The organism is Taibaiella koreensis, from assembly GCF_003545715.1.
GTDB classification, from domain to species: domain Bacteria; phylum Bacteroidota; class Bacteroidia; order Chitinophagales; family Chitinophagaceae; genus Taibaiella; species Taibaiella koreensis.
The window spans coordinates 272,164-295,527 of sequence record NZ_QVNU01000001.1; the positions used below are offsets into that span (position 1 = coordinate 272,164).

19 protein-coding genes and 1 riboswitch are annotated in these 23,364 nt (G+C 51.1%); of the genes, 6 read left to right on the forward strand and 13 right to left on the reverse strand.

The window, feature by feature from the left end; translation table 11 throughout:
• Positions 1-90 precede the first annotated feature (90 nt).
• From DZK30_RS01205 to DZK30_RS01215, 3 genes are read right to left on the reverse strand one after another with little or no spacing between them, the layout of a single operon-like run.
• Positions 91-780, reverse strand: a complete 690-nt coding sequence (locus tag DZK30_RS01205; protein ID WP_118972258.1) for an alpha/beta fold hydrolase — start codon at positions 778-780, stop codon at positions 91-93.
• Positions 781-800: 20 nt separating this feature from the next.
• Positions 801-2,099 (reverse strand): cryptochrome/photolyase family protein, encoded by a 1,299-nt coding sequence (locus tag DZK30_RS01210; protein WP_118972259.1) that lies wholly within the window; start codon positions 2,097-2,099, stop codon positions 801-803.
• The gene (locus DZK30_RS01215) at positions 2,096-2,905 is read right to left on the reverse strand and encodes an aminotransferase class IV (RefSeq protein WP_118972260.1); all 810 of its coding nucleotides are present in this window, start codon (positions 2,903-2,905) and stop codon (positions 2,096-2,098) included. Before DZK30_RS01215 ends, DZK30_RS01210 begins: the two co-directional genes overlap by 4 nt.
• 99 nt (positions 2,906-3,004) lie before the next feature.
• Here DZK30_RS01215 and DZK30_RS01220 point away from each other — a divergent pair, with 99 nt between their 5' ends.
• On the forward strand, positions 3,005-3,580 hold the full coding sequence (locus tag DZK30_RS01220; RefSeq protein WP_162902742.1) for a hypothetical protein: 576 nt from the start codon (positions 3,005-3,007) through the stop codon (positions 3,578-3,580).
• 81 nt (positions 3,581-3,661) lie between these two features.
• Here the strand turns inward: DZK30_RS01220 and asnS are convergent, their stop codons facing one another.
• From asnS to DZK30_RS01235, 3 genes are all read right to left on the reverse strand, one after another.
• On the reverse strand, positions 3,662-5,092 hold the full coding sequence (gene asnS, locus DZK30_RS01225) for an asparagine--tRNA ligase (protein ID WP_118972262.1): 1,431 nt from the start codon (positions 5,090-5,092) through the stop codon (positions 3,662-3,664).
• A gap of 98 nt (positions 5,093-5,190) precedes the next feature.
• Positions 5,191-7,701, reverse strand: a complete 2,511-nt coding sequence (locus tag DZK30_RS01230) for a hypothetical protein (RefSeq protein WP_118972263.1) — start codon at positions 7,699-7,701, stop codon at positions 5,191-5,193.
• A gap of 103 nt (positions 7,702-7,804) precedes the next feature.
• Positions 7,805-9,253, reverse strand: a complete 1,449-nt coding sequence (locus DZK30_RS01235) for a CCA tRNA nucleotidyltransferase (RefSeq protein WP_240432833.1) — start codon at positions 9,251-9,253, stop codon at positions 7,805-7,807.
• 85 nt (positions 9,254-9,338) lie between these two features.
• Positions 9,339-9,405: riboswitch (Fluoride riboswitch) on the forward strand.
• 41 nt (positions 9,406-9,446) lie between these two features.
• On the opposite strand from DZK30_RS01235, the gene DZK30_RS01240 reads away from it, so the two are divergent.
• Positions 9,447-10,817, forward strand: coding sequence for a voltage-gated chloride channel family protein (locus tag DZK30_RS01240; protein ID WP_118972265.1), 1,371 nt, complete (start codon positions 9,447-9,449; stop codon positions 10,815-10,817).
• A gap of 123 nt (positions 10,818-10,940) precedes the next feature.
• On the forward strand, positions 10,941-11,195 hold the full coding sequence (locus DZK30_RS01245) for a class I lanthipeptide (RefSeq protein ID WP_118972266.1): 255 nt from the start codon (positions 10,941-10,943) through the stop codon (positions 11,193-11,195).
• A 126-nt stretch (positions 11,196-11,321) separates the two neighbouring features.
• Here DZK30_RS01245 and DZK30_RS01250 read toward each other — a convergent pair whose 3' ends face one another.
• The gene (locus DZK30_RS01250) at positions 11,322-13,517 is read right to left on the reverse strand and encodes a glutamine synthetase III family protein (protein WP_118972267.1); all 2,196 of its coding nucleotides are present in this window, start codon (positions 13,515-13,517) and stop codon (positions 11,322-11,324) included.
• Between the two features lie 217 nt (positions 13,518-13,734).
• Between DZK30_RS01250 and DZK30_RS01255 the strand changes: the two genes are divergently transcribed.
• The gene (locus tag DZK30_RS01255; RefSeq protein ID WP_118972268.1) at positions 13,735-13,995 is read left to right on the forward strand and encodes a hypothetical protein; all 261 of its coding nucleotides are present in this window, start codon (positions 13,735-13,737) and stop codon (positions 13,993-13,995) included.
• A gap of 268 nt (positions 13,996-14,263) precedes the next feature.
• On the opposite strand, the gene DZK30_RS01260 is transcribed toward DZK30_RS01255, so the two are convergent.
• The 4 genes from DZK30_RS01260 to DZK30_RS01275 all read right to left on the reverse strand — a co-directional run bounded on the left by DZK30_RS01260 (position 14,264) and on the right by DZK30_RS01275 (position 19,408).
• Positions 14,264-14,536, reverse strand: coding sequence for a class I lanthipeptide (locus tag DZK30_RS01260; RefSeq protein ID WP_118972269.1), 273 nt, complete (start codon positions 14,534-14,536; stop codon positions 14,264-14,266).
• Between the two features lie 166 nt (positions 14,537-14,702).
• A complete protein-coding gene (locus DZK30_RS01265) occupies positions 14,703-15,470 on the reverse strand; it encodes a LytR/AlgR family response regulator transcription factor (RefSeq protein WP_118972270.1) in 768 nt (255 codons plus the stop codon).
• Positions 15,454-18,390, reverse strand: coding sequence for a sensor histidine kinase (locus tag DZK30_RS01270; protein ID WP_118972271.1), 2,937 nt, complete (start codon positions 18,388-18,390; stop codon positions 15,454-15,456). Before DZK30_RS01270 ends, DZK30_RS01265 begins: the two co-directional genes overlap by 17 nt.
• A 136-nt stretch (positions 18,391-18,526) precedes the next feature.
• On the reverse strand, positions 18,527-19,408 hold the full coding sequence (locus DZK30_RS01275; RefSeq protein WP_118972272.1) for a flavin reductase family protein: 882 nt from the start codon (positions 19,406-19,408) through the stop codon (positions 18,527-18,529).
• Between the two features lie 179 nt (positions 19,409-19,587).
• Between DZK30_RS01275 and DZK30_RS01280 the strand changes: the two genes are divergently transcribed.
• Both DZK30_RS01280 and purQ read left to right on the forward strand, forming a co-directional pair.
• The gene (locus DZK30_RS01280; RefSeq protein WP_118972273.1) at positions 19,588-20,676 is read left to right on the forward strand and encodes a DUF6427 family protein; all 1,089 of its coding nucleotides are present in this window, start codon (positions 19,588-19,590) and stop codon (positions 20,674-20,676) included.
• Between the two features lie 5 nt (positions 20,677-20,681).
• Positions 20,682-21,389 carry a phosphoribosylformylglycinamidine synthase subunit PurQ gene (gene purQ / locus DZK30_RS01285; RefSeq protein ID WP_118972274.1) on the forward strand — a complete coding sequence of 236 codons (708 nt, stop codon included), beginning with the start codon at positions 20,682-20,684 and terminating at the stop codon, positions 21,387-21,389.
• A gap of 87 nt (positions 21,390-21,476) precedes the next feature.
• On the opposite strand, the gene DZK30_RS01290 is transcribed toward purQ, so the two are convergent.
• Positions 21,477-22,856: a hypothetical protein gene (locus DZK30_RS01290; protein WP_118972275.1), complete on the reverse strand. Its 1,380-nt coding sequence runs from the start codon at positions 22,854-22,856 to the stop codon at positions 21,477-21,479.
• Entirely contained in the window at positions 22,853-23,353 is a 501-nt protein-coding gene (locus DZK30_RS01295) for a hypothetical protein (RefSeq protein WP_118972276.1), read from the reverse strand. Before DZK30_RS01295 ends, DZK30_RS01290 begins: the two co-directional genes overlap by 4 nt.
• Positions 23,354-23,364: the final 11 nt, after the last annotated feature.

Here is a 23,364-nt window from a genome sequence, read left to right on the forward strand (position 1 = left end):
ATCCTTTGAAAGGAAATGATATCTCAAGCCTGTTTACATAATGCCTCGCTAATGTAAACAGGCTTGATGCTTTTATGACACTTTCTTCAGCTACAGGTTCCAGAAATCTTTCATCAGGGCTAGGAGCAAGCCGGGGCGTACCTGTTCCAATGGATGTTTGGTATCGGGCAGTATGGCGAGGCGGGCGCCTGGGATCAATCCGGTGGCTTCCATCGTTTCTTCACGGCTTACCATCGCATCTTTATCACCCACCATCAGTTGTACCCTGGTTTGTATATCCGGATAATTATGGCTGCCCAGCAAAGGGTGCGCACCAAGATCATTCATCATACCAGCAATAGCAGGTAGCAATACTTTCCATTCCTCCTCACCATGCCACGCGGCGAGCTGCGCCGCATACTTCGGTACTTTCTCCGCGATCTTGTCCGGCTGTAGCATCTGACTTTCCCGGGTGGCGCCTTCAACGGTCCATTGCAACTTTGTAGCCAGGGTAAGCAGGGAAGTAATTTGTCCCGGATGACGCAGGGCGTAGCCAAGCGCCACATAGCCGCCCATGCTGTAACCAAATACGTCAAAGGTTTGCAATTGTTTTTCCTTGCAAAATTGCTCCAACTGATCAATATAATCGGTCATGCACAGGTCTCGTCCGGGTATAGCACTACCGCCGTGGCCGGCAAAAAGGAAGGTATGCACGTGGAAATGTTGCTGCAATACGCTTAGATAAGGGTCAAACTGCTGTGTGTGGCCCAGCGCGCCATGAAGCAGGATCAGGTCTTTCATAAATATAAACGGGTATAGGTTTATCGCTGCAAAGCCTTTTTGTAAGCTGCAAGGCAACGGTCCCGGGCGGTAGCATGGTCTACCATGGGTTCCGGGTAAGCATCGCTGCCCCATTCGGGAACCCATTGCGCCAGGTACTTGCCGTCAGGATCGAACTTTTCGGTTTGCCTTTGCGGGTTGAAGATACGAAAATAAGGCGCAGCGTCGCAGCCGCAGCCGGCCGACCATTGCCAGTTGCCATTGTTGGCGGCGAGGTCGTAATCGAGTAGCTTTTGGGCAAAATAAGCCTCCCCCCAACGCCAGTCGATAAGCAGATGCTTGGTAAGAAAGCTGGCGGCGACCATACGTACGCGGTTATGCATAAAACCTGTAGCATTGAGCTGGCGCATTCCGGCATCGACGATAGGATACCCGGTTTGCCCCCTACACCAGCGCTCGAACTCCGTCTCCTTATTGCGCCATACAATGCGGTCGTACTCTTCGCGGAAGGCAGTATTGACCACTCGTGGAAAATGCCACAGGATCATCATGAAAAACTCGCGCCAGATCAGTTCTTTAAGAAACGTATCGTTCCATTGTCTTGCATGACTGGCCAGTACCCTGATGCTGATGGTGCCGAAACGCAGGTGGATGCCCAACCTGGTGGTGCCTTCAATAGTAGGAATGTCGCGGGTTTTATCATAATGCCTGATCAGTGCTTCGTCGGGTGTGGAGGATGGGAACGGCTCTTTGCCGGCAACGAATCCCAGTTGCTTCAACGACGGTATCACGGTCTTCTTTGAAGGGAAAAAGTTATGCTTGTACTTTTGAATGGGATAGGGTTTCAGGTGATCGTCTTCCAGCCGCGCCAGCCATTTCTTACTATAGGGCGTAAAGACGGTATAAGACGTACCATCGTCCTTGACCACCTCAGAGCGGTCAAAAATGACCTGGTCTTTAAATGTATGAAAAGAAATACCCTCTTTTTTTAAAAGGCCGGCGATGGTGCTGTCCCGCTGGGTAGCATAGGGCTCATAGTCCCTGTTGGTGTATACCGCAGCAATATCGTGAGCTTTGATCAGCTCCTGGAATGCTTCTACAGGCGTGCCGTGAAATACCTGCATTGCCGACCCCCATTTTTGCAACTGTCTGTCCAGTGCCAGGATCTGCTCATGAATAAATACGACCCTCTTGTCTGCTTTTTCTTCCAGCTCATCTAAGATCGCAGTGTCGAAGATAAATATGGGGAGTACGGAAAGGTCGCCCTTTAAAGCGTGATAAAGGCCGGCGTTATCGTCCAGGCGCAGGTCGCGCCGGAACCAGAATACAGCTGTTTTCATAGGGCAGCGTCAGATTGTTCAAAAAGATTACGGGTGAGCGTGCTGGAATATTCCCGGCCGTTAAACCGGCTTACCGGTTGTATGCCCCGTATGGTATTGGTCAGGAATATTTCATCTGCCTCCTGTAAGTCCTGTTCCGTGAGCATACCTTGCCTTAAGGTTATGCCGCCAATGCTTTCGTTTTTCAGCAAGGCGGTGCGGAATACCCCGGCAATGCAACCTTCGCTCAAAGGAGGTGTGATCGCAGCGCCGTCTTTAATGATCCATATATTTGAGATCGTACTCTCGGCGATACGGCCTGCGGGATTCAAGAGGAACGCATCGTCCCATCCCTGTTGTGCCGCTTCCCTGCCGGCAACAATATAGCAGAGCCGCGATGTCGTTTTTAAATGTGATATCTGATCGGAGGCCTTGACGGCCGTTCTGCAAATGCCGGTGTACAGCCCTCTTTCGGGCCATGCGCCGTGAGCAGTTGGTAAAGGCAGTAGCTCGATCATATATTGTAATGTTTGTAAAGAGTCGTCCCGGAAAAATTGGGTCCTGAGAATGCCCGTCTTAACGTCCTGATGAGCGAGCAGCGTCCGGTGCAATGCCTTATGCCATACCTCCGGTTCGATGGCAGGAAAGCCAAGCAGCGCCAGGCTATCCGCGGCTCTTTTTTCATGCAGCTGCAAGCGCCTTATGTTGCCATCCTGCCAGAGCATGGTTTCGATGAGGCCTTCTCCATACCGCAAGGCGCGGTTCCGGACGGTGATCAGGAGCTCCTCGTCGGAGCAGATCACGCCATTATAGTTGAGCAGGGGCATATAGGAGTATTTTGAAGAGCAAATATATTTTATCGGTGTGGCTTTAAGGCGGGGCAACTTTTCGGCTTCTTGTTTGTCATCGGTATTATAATGCTGTTTATGCGCCTTTTGTTCGGAACGTTACTTGCCTTAGGTTTACTTTCCGGTATCCCGGCTCCGGCACAGGAGCAGCGGGATAGCGCGAAAACCGTGGTTCCTGATACTACAAATGTCAAGCCGGCTTCGAGCGCCGGCTTCCAGCTGTTGCCTAAGTTGGGGCTGGGTATGTCCCGGAATTTTCTGGTCGACATAGGCTTGATCGGCTACAGCTACATTCCCGATAAGTCGAAGTCGCACTACTATGATGCCAACATCAGCGTGATGACTTATATCGGGCGGCATACGATGGTGATGCCTAAACTGGACCTCCAGGCCTCGCTGTTCCCCATCGATCATGAAGAACTGCTTTGCTTCAATGTAGGGCTGGATGCAGGTCTGCTCACCGATTTCAGGCAATCGGCCATCATGCTCACGCCCAAAGCGGGTTTCTCCCTGGCCACAGGCTTGTTGCGGCTATACTATCTGCACAATTTCCTCCTTCGTGATAAAACATTGTTTCCCGGTTATGGACGGCACGGCGTGCTGCTCGAAATCAATATCTCCGTGCTGCAAGGCAAAGGATTCAAATTGATGTAGGCCGTGCACTTGCTATAAAACATACCGGGAAAACCTTCTGCAAGATTTTCCCGGTAGCAATAAGTAAAGTCGTACATCGCTTTAGAAATCGGCGTTCTTCGGCGTGCGGGGGAAAGGGATCACATCTCTTATATTGGTCATGCCCGTAACGAAAAGCACCATTCGCTCAAAACCCAGTCCGAAGCCGGCATGCGGCGCGGTGCCAAAACGGCGGCTATCGAGGTACCAGTACATTTCTTCTTTGGGGATATGCATCTCCTCCATGCGCTGCTGCAGCTTATCGAGTCTTTCTTCCCTTTGTGAGCCACCGACGATCTCACCGATGCCCGGCGCCAGGATGTCCATAGCAGCTACGGTTTTTCCGTCGTCGTTGAGGCGCATGTAGAAAGACTTGATGTCTTTAGGATAATTGGTGACGATTACCGGCTTCTTGAAATGTTTTTCCACCAGGTAGCGCTCATGCTCGCTCTGCAGATCGGTGCCCCACTGTATGTCGTACTGAAATTGTTTTTTCTTGTACGGTTTGGATTGCAGCAGGATATCGATCGCCTCGGTATAGGTGATCCGCTCAAATTTATTGTTCAGCACAAACTCCAATTTCTCGATAAGGCCCATTTCGCTGCGCTCGGCCTGGGGTTTGGCTTTCTCCTCTTCAGTCAGGCGCTGCGACAGGAATTCGAGATCTTCCCGGTTGTGCTCCAGCGCATAACCGATAATGTACTGGATGAATTCCTCAGCCAGGTCCATGTTGTCGTTGAGATCGTTGAAGGCTACTTCAGGTTCCACCATCCAGAACTCTGCCAAATGTCTTGCCGTATTCGAATTCTCCGCACGGAAGGTAGGGCCGAAGGTATAGACCTCGCCCAGCGCCATAGCACCCAGCTCGGCTTCCAATTGCCCGCTTACGGTAAGATTGGTAGCCCTTCCGAAGAAATCTTCCTTATAGTCGATACCGCCATCCTCATTCCTCGGCGGATTTTCGGGCGACAGGGTGCTTACCCGGAACATTTCGCCGGCGCCTTCGGCGTCGGAGGCGGTAATAATGGGCGTATGCAGGTATACAAAGCCTTTTTCGTTGTAGAATTTATGGATGGCATAAGCCAGGGTATGCCTTACCCTGAATACCGCGCCGAAGGTATTGGTGCGGAAACGCAGGTGTGCGATCTCCCGGAGGTACTCCAGCGAGGGGCGGTTCTTCAGTTGCAAAGGATATTCCTCGCCGCTGCATTCGCCCAATACGGTTACCGCTGCCGCTTTTACTTCCACACGCTGGCCCTTGCCTTGCGAGGCGATCACCGTACCCGTTATCTCAAGCGATGCGCCGGTAGTGATGCGTTTCAGCAGGCTTTCGTCCATATGCTCAAAGTCAATTACGACCTGCAGATTATTCAGGGTAGAGCCATCGTTAAGCGCGATGAACTGGTTGTTGCGGAACGACCGCACCCAGCCTTTAATGGTTACCTCATAATCCGTTTGTTCGTTGTGCAGAATTGCTTTGATCTTTGTTCGCATTGTTTTTGGAATTAAATTCTATTTTTTCAGGGATGCAAAAATAAGATTTCCTTTTTATGTTACTGAAAAAATAGCCATGCTCCCGGTGAGTAAGCGATTTATCGGGCATTGTTTACATAAAAATATTGTTGGCCCGATACCGGCCCGTGACTGGTAAAGCCCTGCAGGTGGATAAGGAACCGGCCGGAAATATCGTTGGCAAAGCAACGGATCTCGGCTTCGCCCCGGTCGTCGGTCATTACAAGATGCTCCCAGAGCAAAGTAGTGACCGGAATATAACCAGGCACAGCCTGCATTTCAGGTGTTGCGCTGTAGAAGGCCCTGTCTTGCCAGGTAGCCCGGAGCAGCGCCAGGAACTTGCCCCTGGTGGTGTCGGGGCAGCCGATATATTTGACCAGGCCTGCTTTTCGGTAGGGCAGCGGAGGGCCGGGATAGAAGTAATACTCGCCGTCTACCGGCCGGAGCCCTGTTCCGTGCGCACAATTGATCCAGGGAATGTTCAGCCCTTCCCGGCTCTCATCGAAATGGAACATACAGATATAATCCCTGCCGCAGTCGCCAATAAAAATATTGTCGCCTACCATCCTGTATTGTTCTTTCAGCGCATCAATAGGATCTGAGTGCCGCCGGCCGGTGATCTCTACTTCCTGCAATTGGATCATCTTGTCCAGGTAAAGGCGATAGCCCTGGTCGGTCAATGGGCTGGTCTGCATATCACGTAAAGGCGGGAAAGTGTGCGCCCGGGCGGCCATATTGTGGTTAAACTGTTCCAGGGCATCGGCATCTGTACTGAGCCGGAAGCCATGGATATAGCTATATTTTTTTCGTTGTATAGGCGAAAGGTACAAGAATGACCCATAAGGGCCGGTAAGGTCAGCATAGCCCAGGAAAAAATGGCCCGATGAATCGGTGCGACGCAAGCGCACCTGCGTATCGGCGGCGATAAGGTAATCCAGCGGTACCTTTGGCGGCCTCATTTCATAAAGGACTTTACCGCTGATGCCCTGTGCCATGCCGGCGGGTGCTGTGTGGGCTGCCGGATTATCCTGCCACCAGGAATGGCTCCGGAAACAAGTCAGCAACGCAAGGTCGCGCCGTTCGTTATCCAAATTTGCGAGGGATGATAATACGGCCGAAGGAAAATGCCGGCCGGCGTAGTAATAGTCCGGTAGCGATGGCGCCAGCAGGCTGTCGTAAAGCGGGCTGCTGACGACGCCAAGAGAAAAGTAGCCTTTAGCCGGTAATCCCAGGTTATCGGTTAGTCTGACTTTTATTTTTATTGCCGAGCGGGATTGGTATACCGTACTGTCGGTGCCTATGATTGCCAGGTCCTGTTGTTCCGGCGGTATGTAAATACAGCGCTCCGCGAGCGGGTTGCCCTGGAGGTCGGTCAATGTAGCTGCAACCAGGCCCGGCGCCATGTGCTGCAACGGAATAGTCATACGGCCTTCCCTTCCGGAAAAGCGGATGCCGGTGCTGTAAAGAATATCCTTGAAGTTGTGCAGCACCACATAAAGATCATTAGCGGTACCGGCCGCATATATCTTCAGCTCGAGGCTATCCCCTGCTGTGCTGTTGCCGGTATGGAGTGCATAGCCCTCTTTGCCGACCGGAGGGAACTGAACCTTGTAGTCCAGGCCCGCATCGGTATGGATCGTATAGGTTGCCCCGTATTTAGGTGCCAGGTGAAAGCTGCCGCTGTTACCGGTAATGAAATGCAGGCGGGCAACCGGTTTCCCGTTTTCTCTTACTTCACCATGTTGCGGTGTCGCCGGAGAAATATTGCCTCCGATCTCGAAGGCCACCTTACAATCATGCCCTTCGAGCAGGTTGCCGCTCTCGGGATAACATGTGATGAGCGGGATAGGCAGGTTTACTGTTGTGCTCAGATAAGAGGTCTCCTTGCCTGTCTTCAGGATAGCTTCTAGCTGTAACGGCTCTTCCAGCAAGCTATCCGGCAATTCAAGTATCAGGTCGCCCGTTGCCGTTGTTTTGCGGGTGCCTTGCTGGCGCAGCCGGTTGCCTTGCATCAGGCGGTAGTGCAATGTTTTGCCGGCTGCCGTGCTCAGGTCCGGCTGGATCAGCTGAAAATGCCTGTTGCCGCGTGTTGCCGGCATACCGTCCCGCTCTTTGAGCTGCCATTCCCGCCCTTTTGTCTTCAAGACGCGGATCCACCGTTCCGAAAGTATTTTGTCGGGGTAGGAAAGCTGGTTGTTGGTATAGCTGATCAGGCGGTAGGCGCCCTCCGGCAGGCGGGACGGCAGGTAAAGATGCCCTTTGGCGATCCCTTGTTCTAGTACAAATCTTGCAGAAGTCAGTATGCTGTCTGTTGCGATATGCTGCAGCAGCACAAAAAGGGTATTCCGGTTGCTATCGGCCGGCTCCAGGGAATATGCCGTAAACCAGATCGACTCTTCCGGTAGATAAGTGGTTTTGTCCAGGTGGAGGTACAACGATTCCGGCGCATGATAGCGGTCGTAGTGTTCCAATGCCCGGACTGTTTTAGCAGGAGGCTGGGCGTTTGCGGTCAGGCAGGCGTAAAGGAGCATTAACCCGGTTATCAGGTAAGGCAGGGCGCGTCCTGTGGTGACAATAGTTGGTGGTTTCATCGGTCGATGACAGCAGGGAGACATTAAAATACTATCCTGCCTGCAATGTACCTACTAAGGAGAGCGCAGGGCATACCTGCTTTCCTGTAATTTCTCCTGATATTCAGGCAACCGGAGAAATGTTGAGCGTGGCCGCAAACGCCAGCATGAAATGCTGTGCGGCTTCATGCTCGTTAGGGATAATGCCGTCGAGTATGGCTTCGCGTATGGCCGTCTTGATGGTGCCCACTTCGCGGGAAGGCGAAAGACCGAAGGTAGCCATGATCTCCTCGCCCGATACGGGCGGCTGCCAGTTCCTGATCTTATCTTTCTCTTCAACCTCTTTAAGGCGTACGCGCACCAGCTCGAAGTTTTCCAGGTAGCGCACTACTTTTTCCTTGTTCTTGGAGGTAATATCGGCTTCGCACAAGGTCATCAGGTCGTCGATATCGTCGCCCGCATCGAAGAGCAGGCGGCGGATGGCAGAATCAGTAATATTCTCTTTTGTCAGCGATACGGGCCTGTGGTGGAGCTCGATCAGCTTTTTGACATATTGCATCCTGTCGTTGAGCGGCAGGCGCAGGTTGTTGAATATTTTGGGTACCAGCCGGCCGCTTACCACCTCGTGGCCATGGAAGGTCCACCCGTGGCCGGGTTCAAACTTTTTGGTCGGTGCCTTCCCTATGTCGTGTAACAAGGCTGCCCAGCGCAGCCACAGGTTATCGGTGTGCCGGGCAATATTGTCGACCACTTGCAGGGTATGGTAAAAATTGTCTTTGTGACCTTTATTGTCTACATATTCGGTGCCGGCCAGCGCGGTAAGCTGCGGTAAAATGCGGGCGAGCAGACCGCTGCGGTACAGCAGGTCGAGGCCTGTGGAAGGCTTTGCGCTCATCATGATCTTATTCAGCTCGTCGGCGATACGTTCTTTGGAAATGATATCGATCCGTTCGGCTTGCTGCCGTATGCTGTCAAAGCAATGGGTCTCGATATGAAACTGCAGCTGTGTGGCAAACCGGATGGCCCGCATCATGCGTAACGGATCGTCGCTGAAAGTTTGGTCAGGCGCGAGAGGCGTGCGAATGATCTTGTCTTCGATATCTCTGAGACCTTCGAAGGGATCGATCAACTGGCCGAAATCCGTTTCATTAAGGCTGATCGCCATGGCATTGATGGTGAAATCGCGCCGGTTCTGATCGTCCTCCAGCGTGCCGGTGCTTACTTTGGGGTTGCGGGAACCTCTTTCGTATGATTCCTGCCGCGCGCCCACAAATTCCAGCTCCACGCCGGGCAGTTTGAGCTGCGCCGTACCGTAAGTTTTAAAAAAACTGACCTTGGGTTTGGGCTTGAACGAGGTTGCGACCTCATGCGCCAGGGCAATGCCGTCGCCCACGCAGACGACATCGATATCTTTGCTGGGCCGGCCAAGTATCTTGTCCCGCACAAAACCACCGATAGCATAGGCCGGTACGCCGATGCGATGCGCCGCATGCGCTATTTTTTCAAACAGTTGCTGCTCAAAGGCCGTAAGCTCAATCTTTGTCAAAATGGTAACGGTACTGATGAGGCGCAAAGATAATGCATTTAGGAGCCCTAATCGAAAATGCCGGTATGCCGGAATGTATATTTTGTAAATGCGGCAGACCATCCTACCTTTGTGGTATCAAGGTGATGGTGCTCCACCTACTGAACCGCCCGCTGAGGGATGATGACGCCTGCAATAGGAATTGACCGGGACTATGGTCCCTAAAAATTGTTGCAGGTATATGAGACAAGATCATCCTTTTTATTCCCATTACAAGATCGTATTGCATTTGCTGCGCTGGAGCCTGATCGCATTGCCCGTTGCAGGCTTTACAGGATCGGTAGTTGCGCTCTTTTTAGCTGCGCTTGACTATGTTACTTCGTTGCGGTATGCTCATGGCTGGCTGCTTTACTTGCTGCCTGCTGCCGGTGTGCTGATCTGGTGGCTCTACCGCCTGGCCGGCAAAAATGCCGAAAGCGGCAACAACCTTATCCTGGAAGAAATCCACGAGCCCGGGGGCGGCGTACCGCTCCGGATGGCGCCGCTGGTATTGCTGACAACGATCCTTACCCACCTGTTCGGCGGCTCTGCAGGAAGGGAAGGAACAGCTGTGCAAATTGGTGGCAGTCTATCGGGATGGGTGGGCAAGCAGCTACGGTTAAGCCGGGGGGATATGCGCATCGTCCTGTACACGGGCATCGCTGCCGGCTTCGGCGCTGTGTTTGGAACGCCGCTAGCTGGCGCCGTGTTTGCGCTGGAAGTGGTTTATATAGGCCGTATGCAGTATAAGGCTTTGCTGCCCTGCCTTATCGCTGCTGTGCTGGCCGACAAGGTTTGCCAGATATGGGGCATTCATCATACTGCTTACGCGCTTTCATTCCGGGAGCATTTTCCGGATAGCTTTTCCTTTCTTCCTTTCGATCTGCCGTTACTGCTGAAGGTCATTCTGGCGGGCGCCTGCTTCGGGTTGGTGGGCGCCTTTTTTGCGGAAGCGACACACAGGGTAAAGGAGCTTAGCCAGCGGCTGGCGCCGGTTCCCTGGCTTATTCCCCTGGGTGGAGGTGCCGCCGTTATCCTGCTGACCTTATTCCTGGGTACAGATTACCTGGGCCTGGGCGTAACTAACCCCGATCCCGGGGCCGTGACCATACAAAGCTGCTTCCATCCCGGCGGCGCAGCTGCTTTGAGTTGGTTCTGGAAACTACTGTTCACGGCCATTACGCTCGGTACAGGCTTTAAGGGCGGGGAAGTGACACCCTTGTTCTTTATCGGGGCCGCGCTGGGCAACACTTTTGGCATATTGACGGGCGCGCCTGTCGACCTTATGGCAGGCCTGGGCTTTGTCGCCGTATTTGCCGGAGCCACCAATACGCCGCTGGCCTGCACCTTAATGGCGGTGGAGCTGTTTGGCGGTGGCTCGGTCCTGTATTATGGGATCGCCTGCTTTACGGCCTATTATTTCAGCGGGCACAACGGTATTTATGGCGCGCAGCGTATGGCTGCGGGCAAGGGGCATACGGACGAAAACGGAACCGCTACGCGTACCCTGAAAATGCTGCGGGAAGAGCGGCTGAAGCGCCGACGCGATGCCCGCCGCGACAATAGACGGTAATGCGGATAATAGAAAAATTCCGGCGTTCCGTCGCAGAAAACGAACGTTTCGTATAAGCTTGGCAACACATCGTTCTTTTTTGATTATTTTGGTGGCATTGTAAACAATTAAAACACCAAACACATGAAAAAGAAACCCATGGCACTGGGCCGCAAGCTCTTCCTGAACAAAAGCACTATTGGCAGTCTGGATGCCGCCAGTCAGCAACTGCTGGCCGGTGGAGACCTGGTGGAAGCCCCCAAGCCGACGACAACAGTTGACTGGCAACGCTGCACGACGATCGAGGTCTTCCGCCTCTCGTACGAGGTGCAATGTCCCGCTACCCAGACCGGACCCTGTACCGGCCTGTACTGCATTACTACGGGACCGACTTGCTAAAACAATGCAAATGAAAGAAGGCAGCTGCTCATGCAGCTGCCTTCTGGTTTACTATACTATTCGTGAGGAGATGCTTGAAGTAATCACGTTGAGGGCTGGTTTGTCCTCAACGGAAGCAACAGTGTGTTAGCGTAAAAACAGCAGTTCCCTGTATTTCGGCATGGGCCAAAGTTTATCGTCAATGATGAGCTCGAGTTTATCAGCGTGGTAGCGGATCTTTTCGAACAGCGTCTTGACATTGTTGCAATAAGCAAACGCGCGGTCGCGGGCATGCTCGATCTTGTTGGCTTTTTTGCGTTCTCCGATCATAGCCTCCACGTTATCGTTGATCTCCTGGATATGATTCGATACCACTTCCAGCAGGTTCATCTGAGCCTTATAGGAGGCTGGCTTCAGGCCCACTTCTTTCAGGCCGCGTACATTCTCGATCAAGACATTCTGGTACTGGATCGCAGCCGGCAATACATGGTTGGTACAGAGATAACCCAGGATACGGGCCTCGATCTGCACTTTTTTTACATATTCTTCCATTACGATCTCATAACGGGCATGCAGCTCGCGCTCGCTATAGATACCCATGCCGGTAAATAGCTTCAGCGTATCTTCCTTTACCAGTACTTCGAGCGCTTCGGGTGTCGTTTTGAAATTGCTCAGTCCGCGTTTTTCCGCCTCTTTGGCCCAGGCTTCGCTATAGTTATCACCTTCAAACAGGATATTCCGGGACGCTTTAATGTAATCACGCAATACCTGCAGGATCGCTATCTCTTTTTTCTCTCCTTTTTCGATCTTGGCGTCTACCTCGATTTTGAATTTCTTCAGCGTGGAAGCCATGATGGTGTTCAGGGTCGACATAGAAGAGGCGCAATTGGCCGAAGAACCTACCGCGCGGAACTCAAACTTGTTGCCGGTAAAGGCGAAGGGACTGGTACGGTTACGGTCGGTATTGTCCATCATCAGCTCGGGAATGTGCTTGTGGATATCCAGCTTCAGGATCACTTCGTCCTGTTCGCTGAACTTGCCATTCACTCTTTCTTCGATTTCGTCCAGCACACTGGTGAGGTAAGTGCCGATGAATACCGACATGATCGCGGGCGGCGCTTCGTTGGCGCCCAGACGATGATCGTTGCTGGCCGAGGCGATAGCAGCGCGCAGCAGGTCGGCATGGTCGTGTACAGCCTTGATCGCGTTGACAAAGAAGGTGAGGAACAACAGATTGGTACGTGGCGTTTTACCGGGTCCCAGCAGGTTGATGCCGGTGTCGGTAGCCAGGCTCCAGTTGTTGTGCTTACCGCTGCCGTTCACGCCGGCGAAGGGCTTTTCGTGGAACAGCACTTTCAGCTTATGGCGTTTGGCCACTTTGTTCATCACGTCCATCAGCAGGGTATTGTGGTCCACCGCGATGTTCACCTCTTCAAATATAGGCGCGCATTCAAACTGTGCCGGAGCAACCTCGTTGTGGCGGGTGCGGAGCGGAATGCCCAGCTTATATGCCTCCTGTTCGTAATCCTGCATGAAGGCAAACACACGCTCGGGAATAGAGCCGAAGTAATGATCCTCGAGCTGCTGTCCTTTAGCCGGTGTGTGGCCGATAAGCGTTCTGCCACACATCAGGAGATCGGGACGGGCATTGGCGATCGACTCGTCGATCACGAAATATTCCTGTTCCCAGCCAAGGGTAGCGGTTACTTTGGATACATTTTTGTCGAAATAATGGCACACATCAACAGAAGCCTTATCCAGCACTTCTATGGATTTGAGCAATGGCGCTTTGTAATCCAGGGACTCGCCATTGTAGGCGATGAAAATAGTGGGTATGCAGAGGGTCTTTCCTTGTGCCGTTTCGATAATGAAAGCCGGAGAAGCCGGATCCCAGGCGGTATAGCCACGGGCCTCAAAGGTAGCGCGGATGCCGCCGTTGGGGAAGCTGGAGGCATCTGGTTCCTGCTGAATGAGCGCGTCGCCGTCGAAGGTTTCGATCGCCGTACCGTCTGCTTTCAGGGTAAAAAAGGAATCGTGCTTTTCTGCTGTGGTGCCGGTAAGTGGCTGGAACCAGTGTGAGAAGTGGGTAGCGCCGCGTTCCTCGGCCCAGGTTTTCAAACCTGCGGCAATCTGCTCGGCCATTTTACGCTCGATCTTGGTGCCGCCCTGGATCGATTTGGTCAGACTTTTGTAGGCTTCATCGGTAAGATATTGTCGCAGCGCTGCACCGGTAAAGACATTGGAACCAAAAATGGCAGTCACTTTTTTGCCATTGTAGCTGTTGATCTGCATCTTGCTGTGCGCATCAACATTCTCGATCGACTCAAAACGGAATGAGGACATAAAATGGGGTTAAAGATTAAAGAATTCAAACAAATTAAAATAAATAATAATGTAGTGTTATTTTTATTTTCAATTGCAAAATTGGACCTTTTTTCTTTAAAAATGCAATATTATTTTTAATTATATTTTTATGGAGAAATTATGAACTAAAACAATAAGGACTAGCCTAACAAATTTTTTTATATTGTGCGCACAAACACTATTTAATCCTTTATTAATGAAGAAAAAAAATGTCGGAGGACTATTACTCAAGAAAAACCTGATCACAAATTTGAATGCACAGCAGGTCACTGGTGGAGAAAATGAGTCTCTTACTATTGTCGTGGTTGGTTCTATGGTAGTGTGTCCCACAATTGTTGCTACTAGTTTAGCAATATGCACCAGGGGAAAGGGCTGTGATATGCCTACTGTTGGAACGGGGGACGGCTCCAGGTGTGCAAGCGTTGATGGTAAAAGCTTGTGTGGCGGTCGGGCATAGTGCCCAGGCGGCTGCAATACGAAGGACCGGCCACGATTTTTGGTCGGTCCTTTATTAATTCGTAAGTTATAACTACACTTCTGTCAACAACAGCTGCAAGGTATGGTTCTCCTACTCGTCGCGACCGGCGACCCTTTGACATACGGGTACGGTACTTTGGGAGCAGCTATAAAATTTTCCGGATGCCTTGGATAAACAAACGAAGAAAGGGTTGCTCTATAACAGAACAACCCTTTGGTTCTCAATTTGGAGGCGCTATGCTATCCGGTTACAGGCATATAAACGGTTTTACAGCATAGGTCATGCAACCCATCTGGTCTACAGTCATGTTCATAGAGCCGCCGCATAAAGTACCGCCGTTGTTCGTCTGGGCCGGGTCGGGCGAATAGCAGTTTGGGGAACAACTGGCGACACCGGTAGCCTCAAAAGGACAGCCATTACTTCCGCCTGCGATCCCGTTTTGGTCGTTGTTATTCAGGTTTGCAACGATTGATTTCTTAAGGACGATCTTTTTGTCCAGTCTGATCTTTTGTTTTTTCATGTTAACATGTTTTATTGGTTAATGAATCAGGCACTTACTGCTGCTAAAATAAGCCCGGGCATGCGCGTGGCGCCATTCCTTTGTACCATTTGGCGTTTTACTGTATTAAAAAGGCCCCGGCAGATTATCGTTTGCCAGAGCCTGTGGAGGAAAAATGGATTTGAGATTATATTTTTTCGTCAAAGCGTTTTAAAAAATCCTCTTTTTTAGACCGGGCTACCGGAATAGACGAGTCGTCGTCCAGGGTGATATAGCCACCACGTCCCTTGAAGTATTTACGGATATAACGAATGTTGACCAGGTAAGAATGGTGAATGCGGATAAATTCAGGTCCTCCTAGCTGTTCCTCCAATTCCCCTATTTTTTTGGAAAGCAGGAAGCTTTTGCCGCCTTTTAGCTTCAGTTTGGAATAATTGCCTTCGGCCTCCACATAAAGGATATCTGCTACCTCGACAAATTCCATACCGTACATAGTGCTTACCGGTATGCGCGGTAGCCGCGCCGGCTGTCTGAAATGTTGCAGCAGCTGGTCAATTCCCTGCTGCTGTTGCCGGCTTTTCAATACGCCTATACAGCGATGTACAGTCTCGATCACCCTGTCGGCTTCCAGTGGCTTTAGCAGGTAATCCATGGCATGATGGCGGAAAGCATCAATGGCATATTGATCGTAGGCTGTGGTGAAAATAATATGCCCGGGCTTGTGCACGATCTGTTCCAGCACTTCAAAGCTGTTGCCCTCTTTGATCGCAATGTCGAGGAAGGCAATGTCCGGCTTATGCCGGTCGATGTCGGCGATCGCCTGTCTTACGGATGCTGCGACCGAAAGTACTTTGATGACAGGGAAATGTGTCGCAAGCAGGTCTGTCAGGTATTCCTGGCTTGGTATCTCATCTTCCACAATGATAGCGGTAAAGCTGTTATACGGTAAGTTCATAGATGTTAAGGGGGTAAGTTAAGGTAACCCGGGTGCCTGCTATATGGCCTTCCGGGTCTGGGATGTCGGTGGTCTGCATGCTGATGAGACCGTCGAAAAGCTGGTTTAGAATATCAATACGTTTCTGATTGACGGTGGTGCTGGTGATCGAAATAATGGGCCGGCCGGTCTCATCTATATGCTGGTTGCGTTTTCGGCCGGGGCCATTGTCCTCAATGGTAATGCTGATCCATCCCTCCTGCTGCTTAATGCCTATCTGTATGGCGCCTAAACCGTCTGGCAGACTTCTGACGCCGTGTTTGATGGCATTTTCTACAAGTGGCTGTAGCAGCATGGTGGGCACGGGTACTTGCGAGGCCCGTATCGCCAGCTCTGTTTTTATGGTGAAGCTGAAACTATGATTGAAGCGTTCCTGCTCTACCCTGAGGTACTGACCCAGGTATCGTAACTCTTTGTCCAGGGAAGTGAAGGTTTGGTTCACCATTTCGAAGGCGGTGCGGATGAGCGCAGAGAAGGCATCGACAAAACGGTTGGCCCTGGCCAGGTCGCCTTTATTGTAGTGCTGCCGTATCGCTGTAATACAATTGAAAATAAAGTGCGCATTCATTTGTCCCTGCAATGCGAGCTGTTCCAGTTGCAGCAGGTTCTGCTGCACCAGCAACCGTTCCTTTTCTTTCCTGCTTTCCCATTGCAGGTAACGCCTGGCGAGGTAGGCCAGCACTGCAGCGCCCGATAGTGTGAGTAAAAGTACGAACCACCAGCGCAGGTAGAGGGGGGGCGGACGATAGAAGGCTATTTGTATGATCTTGGGTGCCTCCCATTCGGGAGATGTGGCACGAAGGAATACCACAAAATCGCCATAGGGCAGGGTAGGGAAATACAACGAACTATTATCCAGTTCGGTCCATTTGCCCTCGTTGAGCCGGTAAGCGAAACCAGGCTTACTGATCCCACTATGGTCGATAACGTCGAAGTCTATGCGGAGCGTCTTTTTATTAAGCGTCAGGGGTTGCTGTTGCAGGGGGATCACGACATCCTCGTTCTGTACGGTGGTCACCAGGAATGAGGCTTGCTGTTTCACGGGAATCACATCCTGCTCTTTGAAATAATTCAGTCCCTTGCTGCTGGCGGCCCATATGGTACCACCGGTTACTTCCAGGTGGTGGATTTCGTTGCTGTTCAGTCCATGTCGTTCCGAAAGGTGCCGCACGATCCTGAAAGGCGGGCTTTTGGTCAGGGCATATAAACCCTCGTCGGTACCGATCCAGACCAGGTTCTTAGAGGATTTGATCACGAAAATATGATTGCACACCAGCCCGTTGTCGGAGGTGATCCGGGCAAGCGCCTTATCGTGATCCAGGATGATAAGCGTAGCGTTGTTGTTGGCTACCCATAGCAGGCTGTCGGCATAAAGCGCGGCGATATGCCCTGTGAGCTCCGGTAAGGTGCAGGGTGTCATTTGTTGGTTTCCGTCCGACATAAACAGGCCGTTCAGCGTGCCGGCGTAGATGATTTTCCCAAGCTTTGTGACAGCAGTGATCCGGTCTTGCAGCAAGGTATCAGTGCATTGGAGCCTGCGGGTATCGACCCGGTTCAGCTCGACAGGTGTGCCTACCAGCAGCTGGTCCTTCCCTTCTTCCATGACGGTTTTGCTGTAAACATGCAACGCGGCGTAATGCGGTAAGGGTTTTAATGACGATGTATACAGTCTGAAATAACCACCCTGGTTGATCACCCAGCGTCCCTCGCTGTTGCGGCCGGCATAAGTGCATAGCTCGTGGGCGTGAGCAGGATCTATGGGACGCTCCCACAGCAATGCGGGGCGGGCTCCGGTGTGCCGCACCAGCGCCAACATTCCGTCGTCGGAACTAAGGATCAGCTCTTTTGGGCCGGCCTGCAGAAATCTTATCGGCTGCGACGCTTTGCTGAGCGGGATAGACGAGATAGGCGACCGGGAGATACGGAACACGCCCTGGCCCAGGGTGCCCGCCCATAAATTTCCCTCCTTGTCATGCATAGCGCAAGCCACGTCGTAACCATCCAGCAACGTTTCCTGTAGTTTACCGGTAAACAGGTTTTTAATATGGATGCCATCGCTCGTAGCCAATATGACACTTGTATCCGAAAGTCTGCCGAAATAATGTGTTCTTGCCCGTTCTACATCTGAAAAATATAGCCCGGTACGGCTGTTGCAGTTGTACCGTGACAGAAATAGCGCGGGCGGTGTCCAGCTAAGCGACTCGGTAATGAAAGTGCGCATAGGACCTTCTATGTAGTCGGGGAGATTGGACTCCGGCAAAACGAGCACCAGCTCGAAGTGATCGCGTTGGTAACGATACAGCTTGTTCTTGCTCAACGCAAGCAGCCTGCCGGCGGTGTCCAGTCGGGGAACCAGGTAGTAAAGGCTTTGCCCATCAAGCTGCGTAATACGTTTTACCTCACCGGTGGGGCTGATACAGGTAATGGCGTTGCTTTCCGAGGCGAAAACATTCCCCCAGCGGTCTGATACTACGTATTGGGCGATATTGTGAAGCTTTACCTTTTTGAGCATCTCATCGTTGTGGCGATTGTAGATCCGGCCTTTCCACATATAGCATATTTCTTTGGCAAAGGGTTTCATCCACAAGCGATGGTAAATATCCTCGTATAAGCCAAATACTTCGTTATCCGGCAGGCCATCCTTAGTCGTAAACGATCGGAAGGAATAGCCATTGTAGCAGACAAGCCCGTTGCCCGTAGCCATCCAGATGTAACCACGACTGTCCTGGAATACCTCATGTACATAACTGGATGGAAAGCCGTTGCTGCGGTCAAAATGAGTGATCTTATAAGGTTGAGCATCCAGCGGCAAAGCCAGCAGCTGTCCGCAAAGCAGCCATAGCAGATAGAAAAGGAGCCGGGGAGCGGGGTGTGGTATCAACGAAACACAGGCTTGGGGAACACAAACACAGGTTAAAAATAACACTTTAGAAGATAAATGTGATGTGCCGGTCGCGGAACAGGAACAAAAAGATCCGGTCGGAAATACGACCGGACCTTTTATGTGGTGTTATTTATTACAGTTCGGCAAGAAGCACATGCCAGGCCCGATCCACCTCGTGGCGCCCCAGCAACTCTTTCGCATACTGGTGCTGCGCTTTTCGCAGCAATTGTATGTCCTGGCTGTAATCCTGGATGATCCGGATCAGCCTGTCGTCGTCCTGCAAGCCGGAAACTACCGGGATCTCTGTGCTATTGGCCAGAAGACCCAGGTCGTTGCCCGAAAGAATATCGCTGCTACGGATGGTTTCGGGCAGGGCGTCCATACCAATACCCAGCTCCAGGTTGGGTTTGGGCACTTCAAACACGGCATCACCCGAAGCCCGGCAGTAAAAATCTTTTCCCATGCGGGCCACAAGGTCGATCTTGTGCGGATCGATCTGCTGGTCGTCGCCAAGTATACGTTCATCAATGTGTATCTTAACGATCTCGCAAATGATCAGGTTGGCGGCGCCGCCTTCGGTCCCCGTCTCGATCACCTGTAATAGCTTACACTCCATGCTCACCGGCGATTCTTTCACGCGAAAAGGTTTTACCAGCTCGGAGGCCACGGGCGTAAAACCCGATTTGACGAATTCGTTCACACCTTTGGGATACTCGCAGCTGGCCAGGTTCATCTGCTGCACCATATCATAGGTCACCACATTAATCACCACCTCCTTCGTTTCATAGATATTTTCGAGGGTGTGCTTGATCGTATTGTCTCTTACCCTGCGTGCGGGAGAAAAAATGGCAATGGGTGGCTTACTGCCGAATACATTGAAAAAGCTGAACGGCGATAGGTTGGCATGGCCTTCCTGGTCGATGGTGCTGGCAAAGCATATAGGACGTGGCGCCACGCTGCCAAGCAGGTAAGCATGCAGTTGCTTGGTGCTGATCTCGCTGGGAGTAATGATCATAAAATAATATTTCGGACCTTAAAAGGGGGGCAAAGGTACGAAACGGAAGCCTGAACACGATATAGTAGCTATCGTCTAAATTTTGTTTAATCGGGGAGGCTGGCTCGGTATAACCAAATCTTTTCACGAACTTCGCGGCTTTATATTCAGCCGGCAAAAAACATTTGATCTGATCCAAGGTGCTCAATCTATTCAGGAGTTATAATCCCTATTCGGTAATTGTACTGTTCCTTGTGGCCATTTTCCTGAAACTGGCTATCCTGATCCATCCTGAAATGGCATTTGCCGCAGGACACAGCCAGGTAGTATGGTTGAAACTGGCGGGTTTCCTGCAAGCCTTCCTGGGCAACTCTGCTTTTCTGATCACCTTTTTTGCCCTGGTAAACCTGTTTGGACAGGCCATTTTCCTCAACCGTATCGCCAACCGGCATCACCTTTACCCACGGGCTACCTATTTACCTGCGCTTAGCTATATCCTGGTTACTTCCTTATTCAAGGATTGGAACTACTTGTCGGCCGAGTTGGTCAGTAACTGGCTGGTGCTGGCCATGCTGTCGGCTATGCTGCAACTGTATTCCCCTACGGATGTAAGAAAGCAGATCTTCAATATCGGCTGCTTTATCTCGCTCACGGCTATGCTGGTATGCCCCAATATCCTCTTTGTATTGCTGCTGCTGGTAGCGCTCGGGGTATTGCGGCCCTTCAAGGCATCGGAATGGATGGTCGGCCTGCTGGGCATTATCACGCCTTTTTATTTCCTTACGGGCATTCTCTACCTTACCGATCATCTGGCGCTACTGCGCCAGATGATCGTTATCGGCTTTAAGCTGCCGGGCCGGCTGCAGCACCCCGAAATAGTGGGAACGGCCGCAGGTCTGTTATTGCTGATGCTGCTGGCCGGTATCTGGTACCTGAACTATTTTATGAGCCGCATGCTGTTCCAGAATAAAAAATGGTGGTGGGTCGTAGTGGCCGCTTTTCTCGTTAGCCTGCTCGCCGGGGCCTTTACCGTTGCAAAAGGTTATCACCAATGGATGGCAATGCTGGTGCCTGCTTCGTTCATTATTGCCAATGTCTGGTTTGAAGAGCGAAAAAAGTGGGTAACGACTATTTTCTTTTATTTGTTTGTGGCAGTTGTTATTTTTGCACAATGGTTTCCCGGAATACCGGAGCGCGTACCGGCCCCGGAGCGGGAGAAGAAGCCCGCAAGCACAGCATCGCATAAAATTAGTCTGAACATCAATTATAATCGCATACATACAATATAGATATTATGAAATTCGGAATTGTCGTTTTCCCGGGATCCAATTGTGACAGAGACATGCAGCATGCCTTACAGGACGATCTGCAGCAGGAAGTGATCATGCTTTGGCATAAAGATAAAGACCTGAGCATGTTCTCAACCGATGACTGCATTGTGTTGCCGGGAGGATTTTCCTATGGTGATTACCTGCGTTGCGGTGCCTTGGCCCGGTTTAGCCCTATGATGGAACAAGTAATCGACTTTGCCAACCGCGGTGGAAAAGTGCTGGGCGTATGCAATGGTTTCCAGATCCTTTGCGAAGCGGGTTTGCTACCTGGCGTGCTGCTGCAGAATGATAGCCGGAAATTTATTTGTCGCAACGTACATATCCGCAAGACCAGCGAACAGAATCTCATAGGTAAAGCCGTAGCGGACAAAGCGCTGAAGATACCGGTGGCGCATGGCGAAGGCCGCTATTTTGCCGACGAGGCCACCCTGGCCAGGCTGGAGCAGAACAACCAGGTCGTATTCCAGTATTGCGACGAAAACGGCGTAGTAGACAGCCAGTTCAATCCCAATGGTGCGATCAACGATATTGCCGGTATCTGCAACGAGGGACGGAATGTATATGGTATGATGCCGCATCCCGAGAGGGCTTGCAGCGAAACGCTGAACAATACCGATGGCCGTGAGATATTGAAAGCCCTGGTAGAAAGCTGGAACACGGTTGCGGCCTGATCCCCTGGAACTTTAAAGAGATAAGCTCAAAAGCGCTGCATAGACCTTATGCAGCGCTTTTGTATTGAGATGATAAGTGTTAAAAGCTTAAACAATACCTTCCCATTTCCTGATCCTTTCTGAGAGCTTTGCCAGAAGCCGGGTATTGGCCACAAAAAGCAACATCAGGGGCAATAGCTTGAAAAGCCCCCGTTTGGTAGTATCCTGGAGGGTAATGAGCGGGAAAAGAAAGCCGAGGAGAGCGAGGCCGGTATAAATGATCAATATGGCGATCAGCCAGTTCCGGGCCTCCTTGTCCAGGTTGCGTTTGAATATGAGCTCAGCAACCAGGAAGATCATAAAGATCAGCAGGAAATAGCCCCAGAGAATTTTCCCTTGTGGTCCGAACATCAGGATGCTGGTCATATCCGAGAGGCGGTTGAAAAAGGGCGACAGGTTCGTGATATTCTTGTTCAGCATGCTGTCTACTGCCAGCCCCTTTGGCAGGTAATAGTTGTTATATAGCTGAACAGGTAAAAAGTAAGCTATCGTGCAAATGAGCATAAACGCAGCAATATGCAGGAGCACCTTACCCGCTTTTTCTTTTGACCGGTACGCAGAATAGAGCATCATCGGCGTTGCCATAGCGATCAGCAAGAGGGTTTCGGAACGAACGTAGACCGAAAAGGACATGAGCAATGCAGAAAAATAAAACTCATTTAACTGTCTTGTCCTGAAGAACCGGAACAGGAAATAAAAGCCCAGGAATAGCAGCGCCATGTTGGTATAGTCAAAAAGACATAAAAAAGTGTAAGCATAGGCCTCGGGCGTGAAGATAAAAAATACCAGGAGCAGGCCTGAGATCAATGGATGCAGCTTTTCTGATAAGGCATGATACAGGAAAATATAGAAGCAGAGGACCAACAGAGGCAGCCACATGGAGCCGAACGGGAACCCGGCATACTGGTAAATGATCTGGAGGTCGGTCAGGAAAGGTGATTTGTATTGATTGTTGGTCGATTCAAGATTAGTGCTGAACACAGAATTAATAAGGGTATGCTCCCTGATCGCATAGGCTGCGATAGGCTCGGGACCCGAGTTGCCATCGCGGGTATACTGCGGGTAATAAAAGCAACGCCAGGCGCCCACAAACAGCATAAACCCGATAAGCAGGATTGCAGGAAGCTCATATAGTTTCAACCTGGGTCTAAAGGTCAGGCGGGGCCTTACCTTTCTCAGGCCGATGGCCGTTTTGATGTTTAGGAGGCAAGTAAGCATCCCCAGCGTGCCGAAAACGGTACTGATAGTAATGGGGATATAAAACAGCTGTAGCAGGAACGGGACCATGGAGGCCACCAGGATGCCGGTAATGATTGCCAGGGCGATACGGGGAAGCAATTTTAATTTGATCGTAAACAGGTTCAATATACCGTAACCTGTCAGGAAATGCAACGTAGCTAGTCCGATCAAAATAATCAGATGATTCATAGCGATTGTGGATACGGTTTGTAAAAATTGAGGATTTGCTTAAGCGCACCGGGAGAAGAAATAGTGTCTATCTGCATCTGGCCGTTTTTCAGGCGAAGAATGTGAGTAGCCTCGTTTACGTTGGTGCTATTGGTCCACAATGCTTTTATGCCCGTAAAATAATAGAAGATGATGGGCTCGGGCATTTTGATACCTCCCATTGTCTTTTCCACATAGGTATTGGGTTCGAGCAGGATTACCGGGTTTTTGATGTGCCTGGCTTCAAAGGTTTCCCTGACCATTTTGCTGATCTTATAGGAAGGGCCCAAACGTTCTTCCCTGATCTCTTCAATCGTTTTATTGCTTTGACGCTGCTCCTGGTAGTCGTCCCAATAGCTGACGACCTTGGCAAACCATTCCTTATTGACGCCTGCGTGGCTGAAGATAAACAAAGCGACTATGGCAATAAAAGTTAGGGCCACCTGCGATAGCAACTGGTTGAGCTTGACGGCATTCATGTGCAGAACTG

Excerpts from the sequence above, each read along its gene's own strand:
- DZK30_RS01205 (WP_118972258.1), bottom strand. The coding sequence starts at position 780 with ATGAAAGACCTGATCCTGCTTCATGGCGCGCTGGGCCACACACAGCAG.
- DZK30_RS01210 (WP_118972259.1), bottom strand. The coding sequence starts at position 2,099 with ATGAAAACAGCTGTATTCTGGTTCCGGCGCGACCTGCGCCTGGACGAT.
- DZK30_RS01215 (WP_118972260.1), bottom strand. The coding sequence starts at position 2,905 with ATGCCCCTGCTCAACTATAATGGCGTGATCTGCTCCGACGAGGAGCTC.
- DZK30_RS01220 (WP_162902742.1), top strand. The coding sequence starts at position 3,005 with ATGCGCCTTTTGTTCGGAACGTTACTTGCCTTAGGTTTACTTTCCGGT.
- asnS (WP_118972262.1), bottom strand. The coding sequence starts at position 5,092 with ATGCGAACAAAGATCAAAGCAATTCTGCACAACGAACAAACGGATTAT.
- DZK30_RS01230 (WP_118972263.1), bottom strand. The coding sequence starts at position 7,701 with ATGAAACCACCAACTATTGTCACCACAGGACGCGCCCTGCCTTACCTG.
- DZK30_RS01240 (WP_118972265.1), top strand. The coding sequence starts at position 9,447 with ATGAGACAAGATCATCCTTTTTATTCCCATTACAAGATCGTATTGCAT.
- DZK30_RS01245 (WP_118972266.1), top strand. The coding sequence starts at position 10,941 with ATGAAAAAGAAACCCATGGCACTGGGCCGCAAGCTCTTCCTGAACAAA.
- DZK30_RS01250 (WP_118972267.1), bottom strand. The coding sequence starts at position 13,517 with ATGTCCTCATTCCGTTTTGAGTCGATCGAGAATGTTGATGCGCACAGC.
- DZK30_RS01255 (WP_118972268.1), top strand. The coding sequence starts at position 13,735 with ATGAAGAAAAAAAATGTCGGAGGACTATTACTCAAGAAAAACCTGATC.
- DZK30_RS01260 (WP_118972269.1), bottom strand. The coding sequence starts at position 14,536 with ATGAAAAAACAAAAGATCAGACTGGACAAAAAGATCGTCCTTAAGAAA.
- DZK30_RS01265 (WP_118972270.1), bottom strand. The coding sequence starts at position 15,470 with ATGAACTTACCGTATAACAGCTTTACCGCTATCATTGTGGAAGATGAG.
- DZK30_RS01275 (WP_118972272.1), bottom strand. The coding sequence starts at position 19,408 with ATGATCATTACTCCCAGCGAGATCAGCACCAAGCAACTGCATGCTTAC.
- purQ (WP_118972274.1), top strand. The coding sequence starts at position 20,682 with ATGAAATTCGGAATTGTCGTTTTCCCGGGATCCAATTGTGACAGAGAC.
- DZK30_RS01290 (WP_118972275.1), bottom strand. The coding sequence starts at position 22,856 with ATGAATCATCTGATTATTTTGATCGGACTAGCTACGTTGCATTTCCTG.
- DZK30_RS01295 (WP_118972276.1), bottom strand. The coding sequence starts at position 23,353 with ATGAATGCCGTCAAGCTCAACCAGTTGCTATCGCAGGTGGCCCTAACT.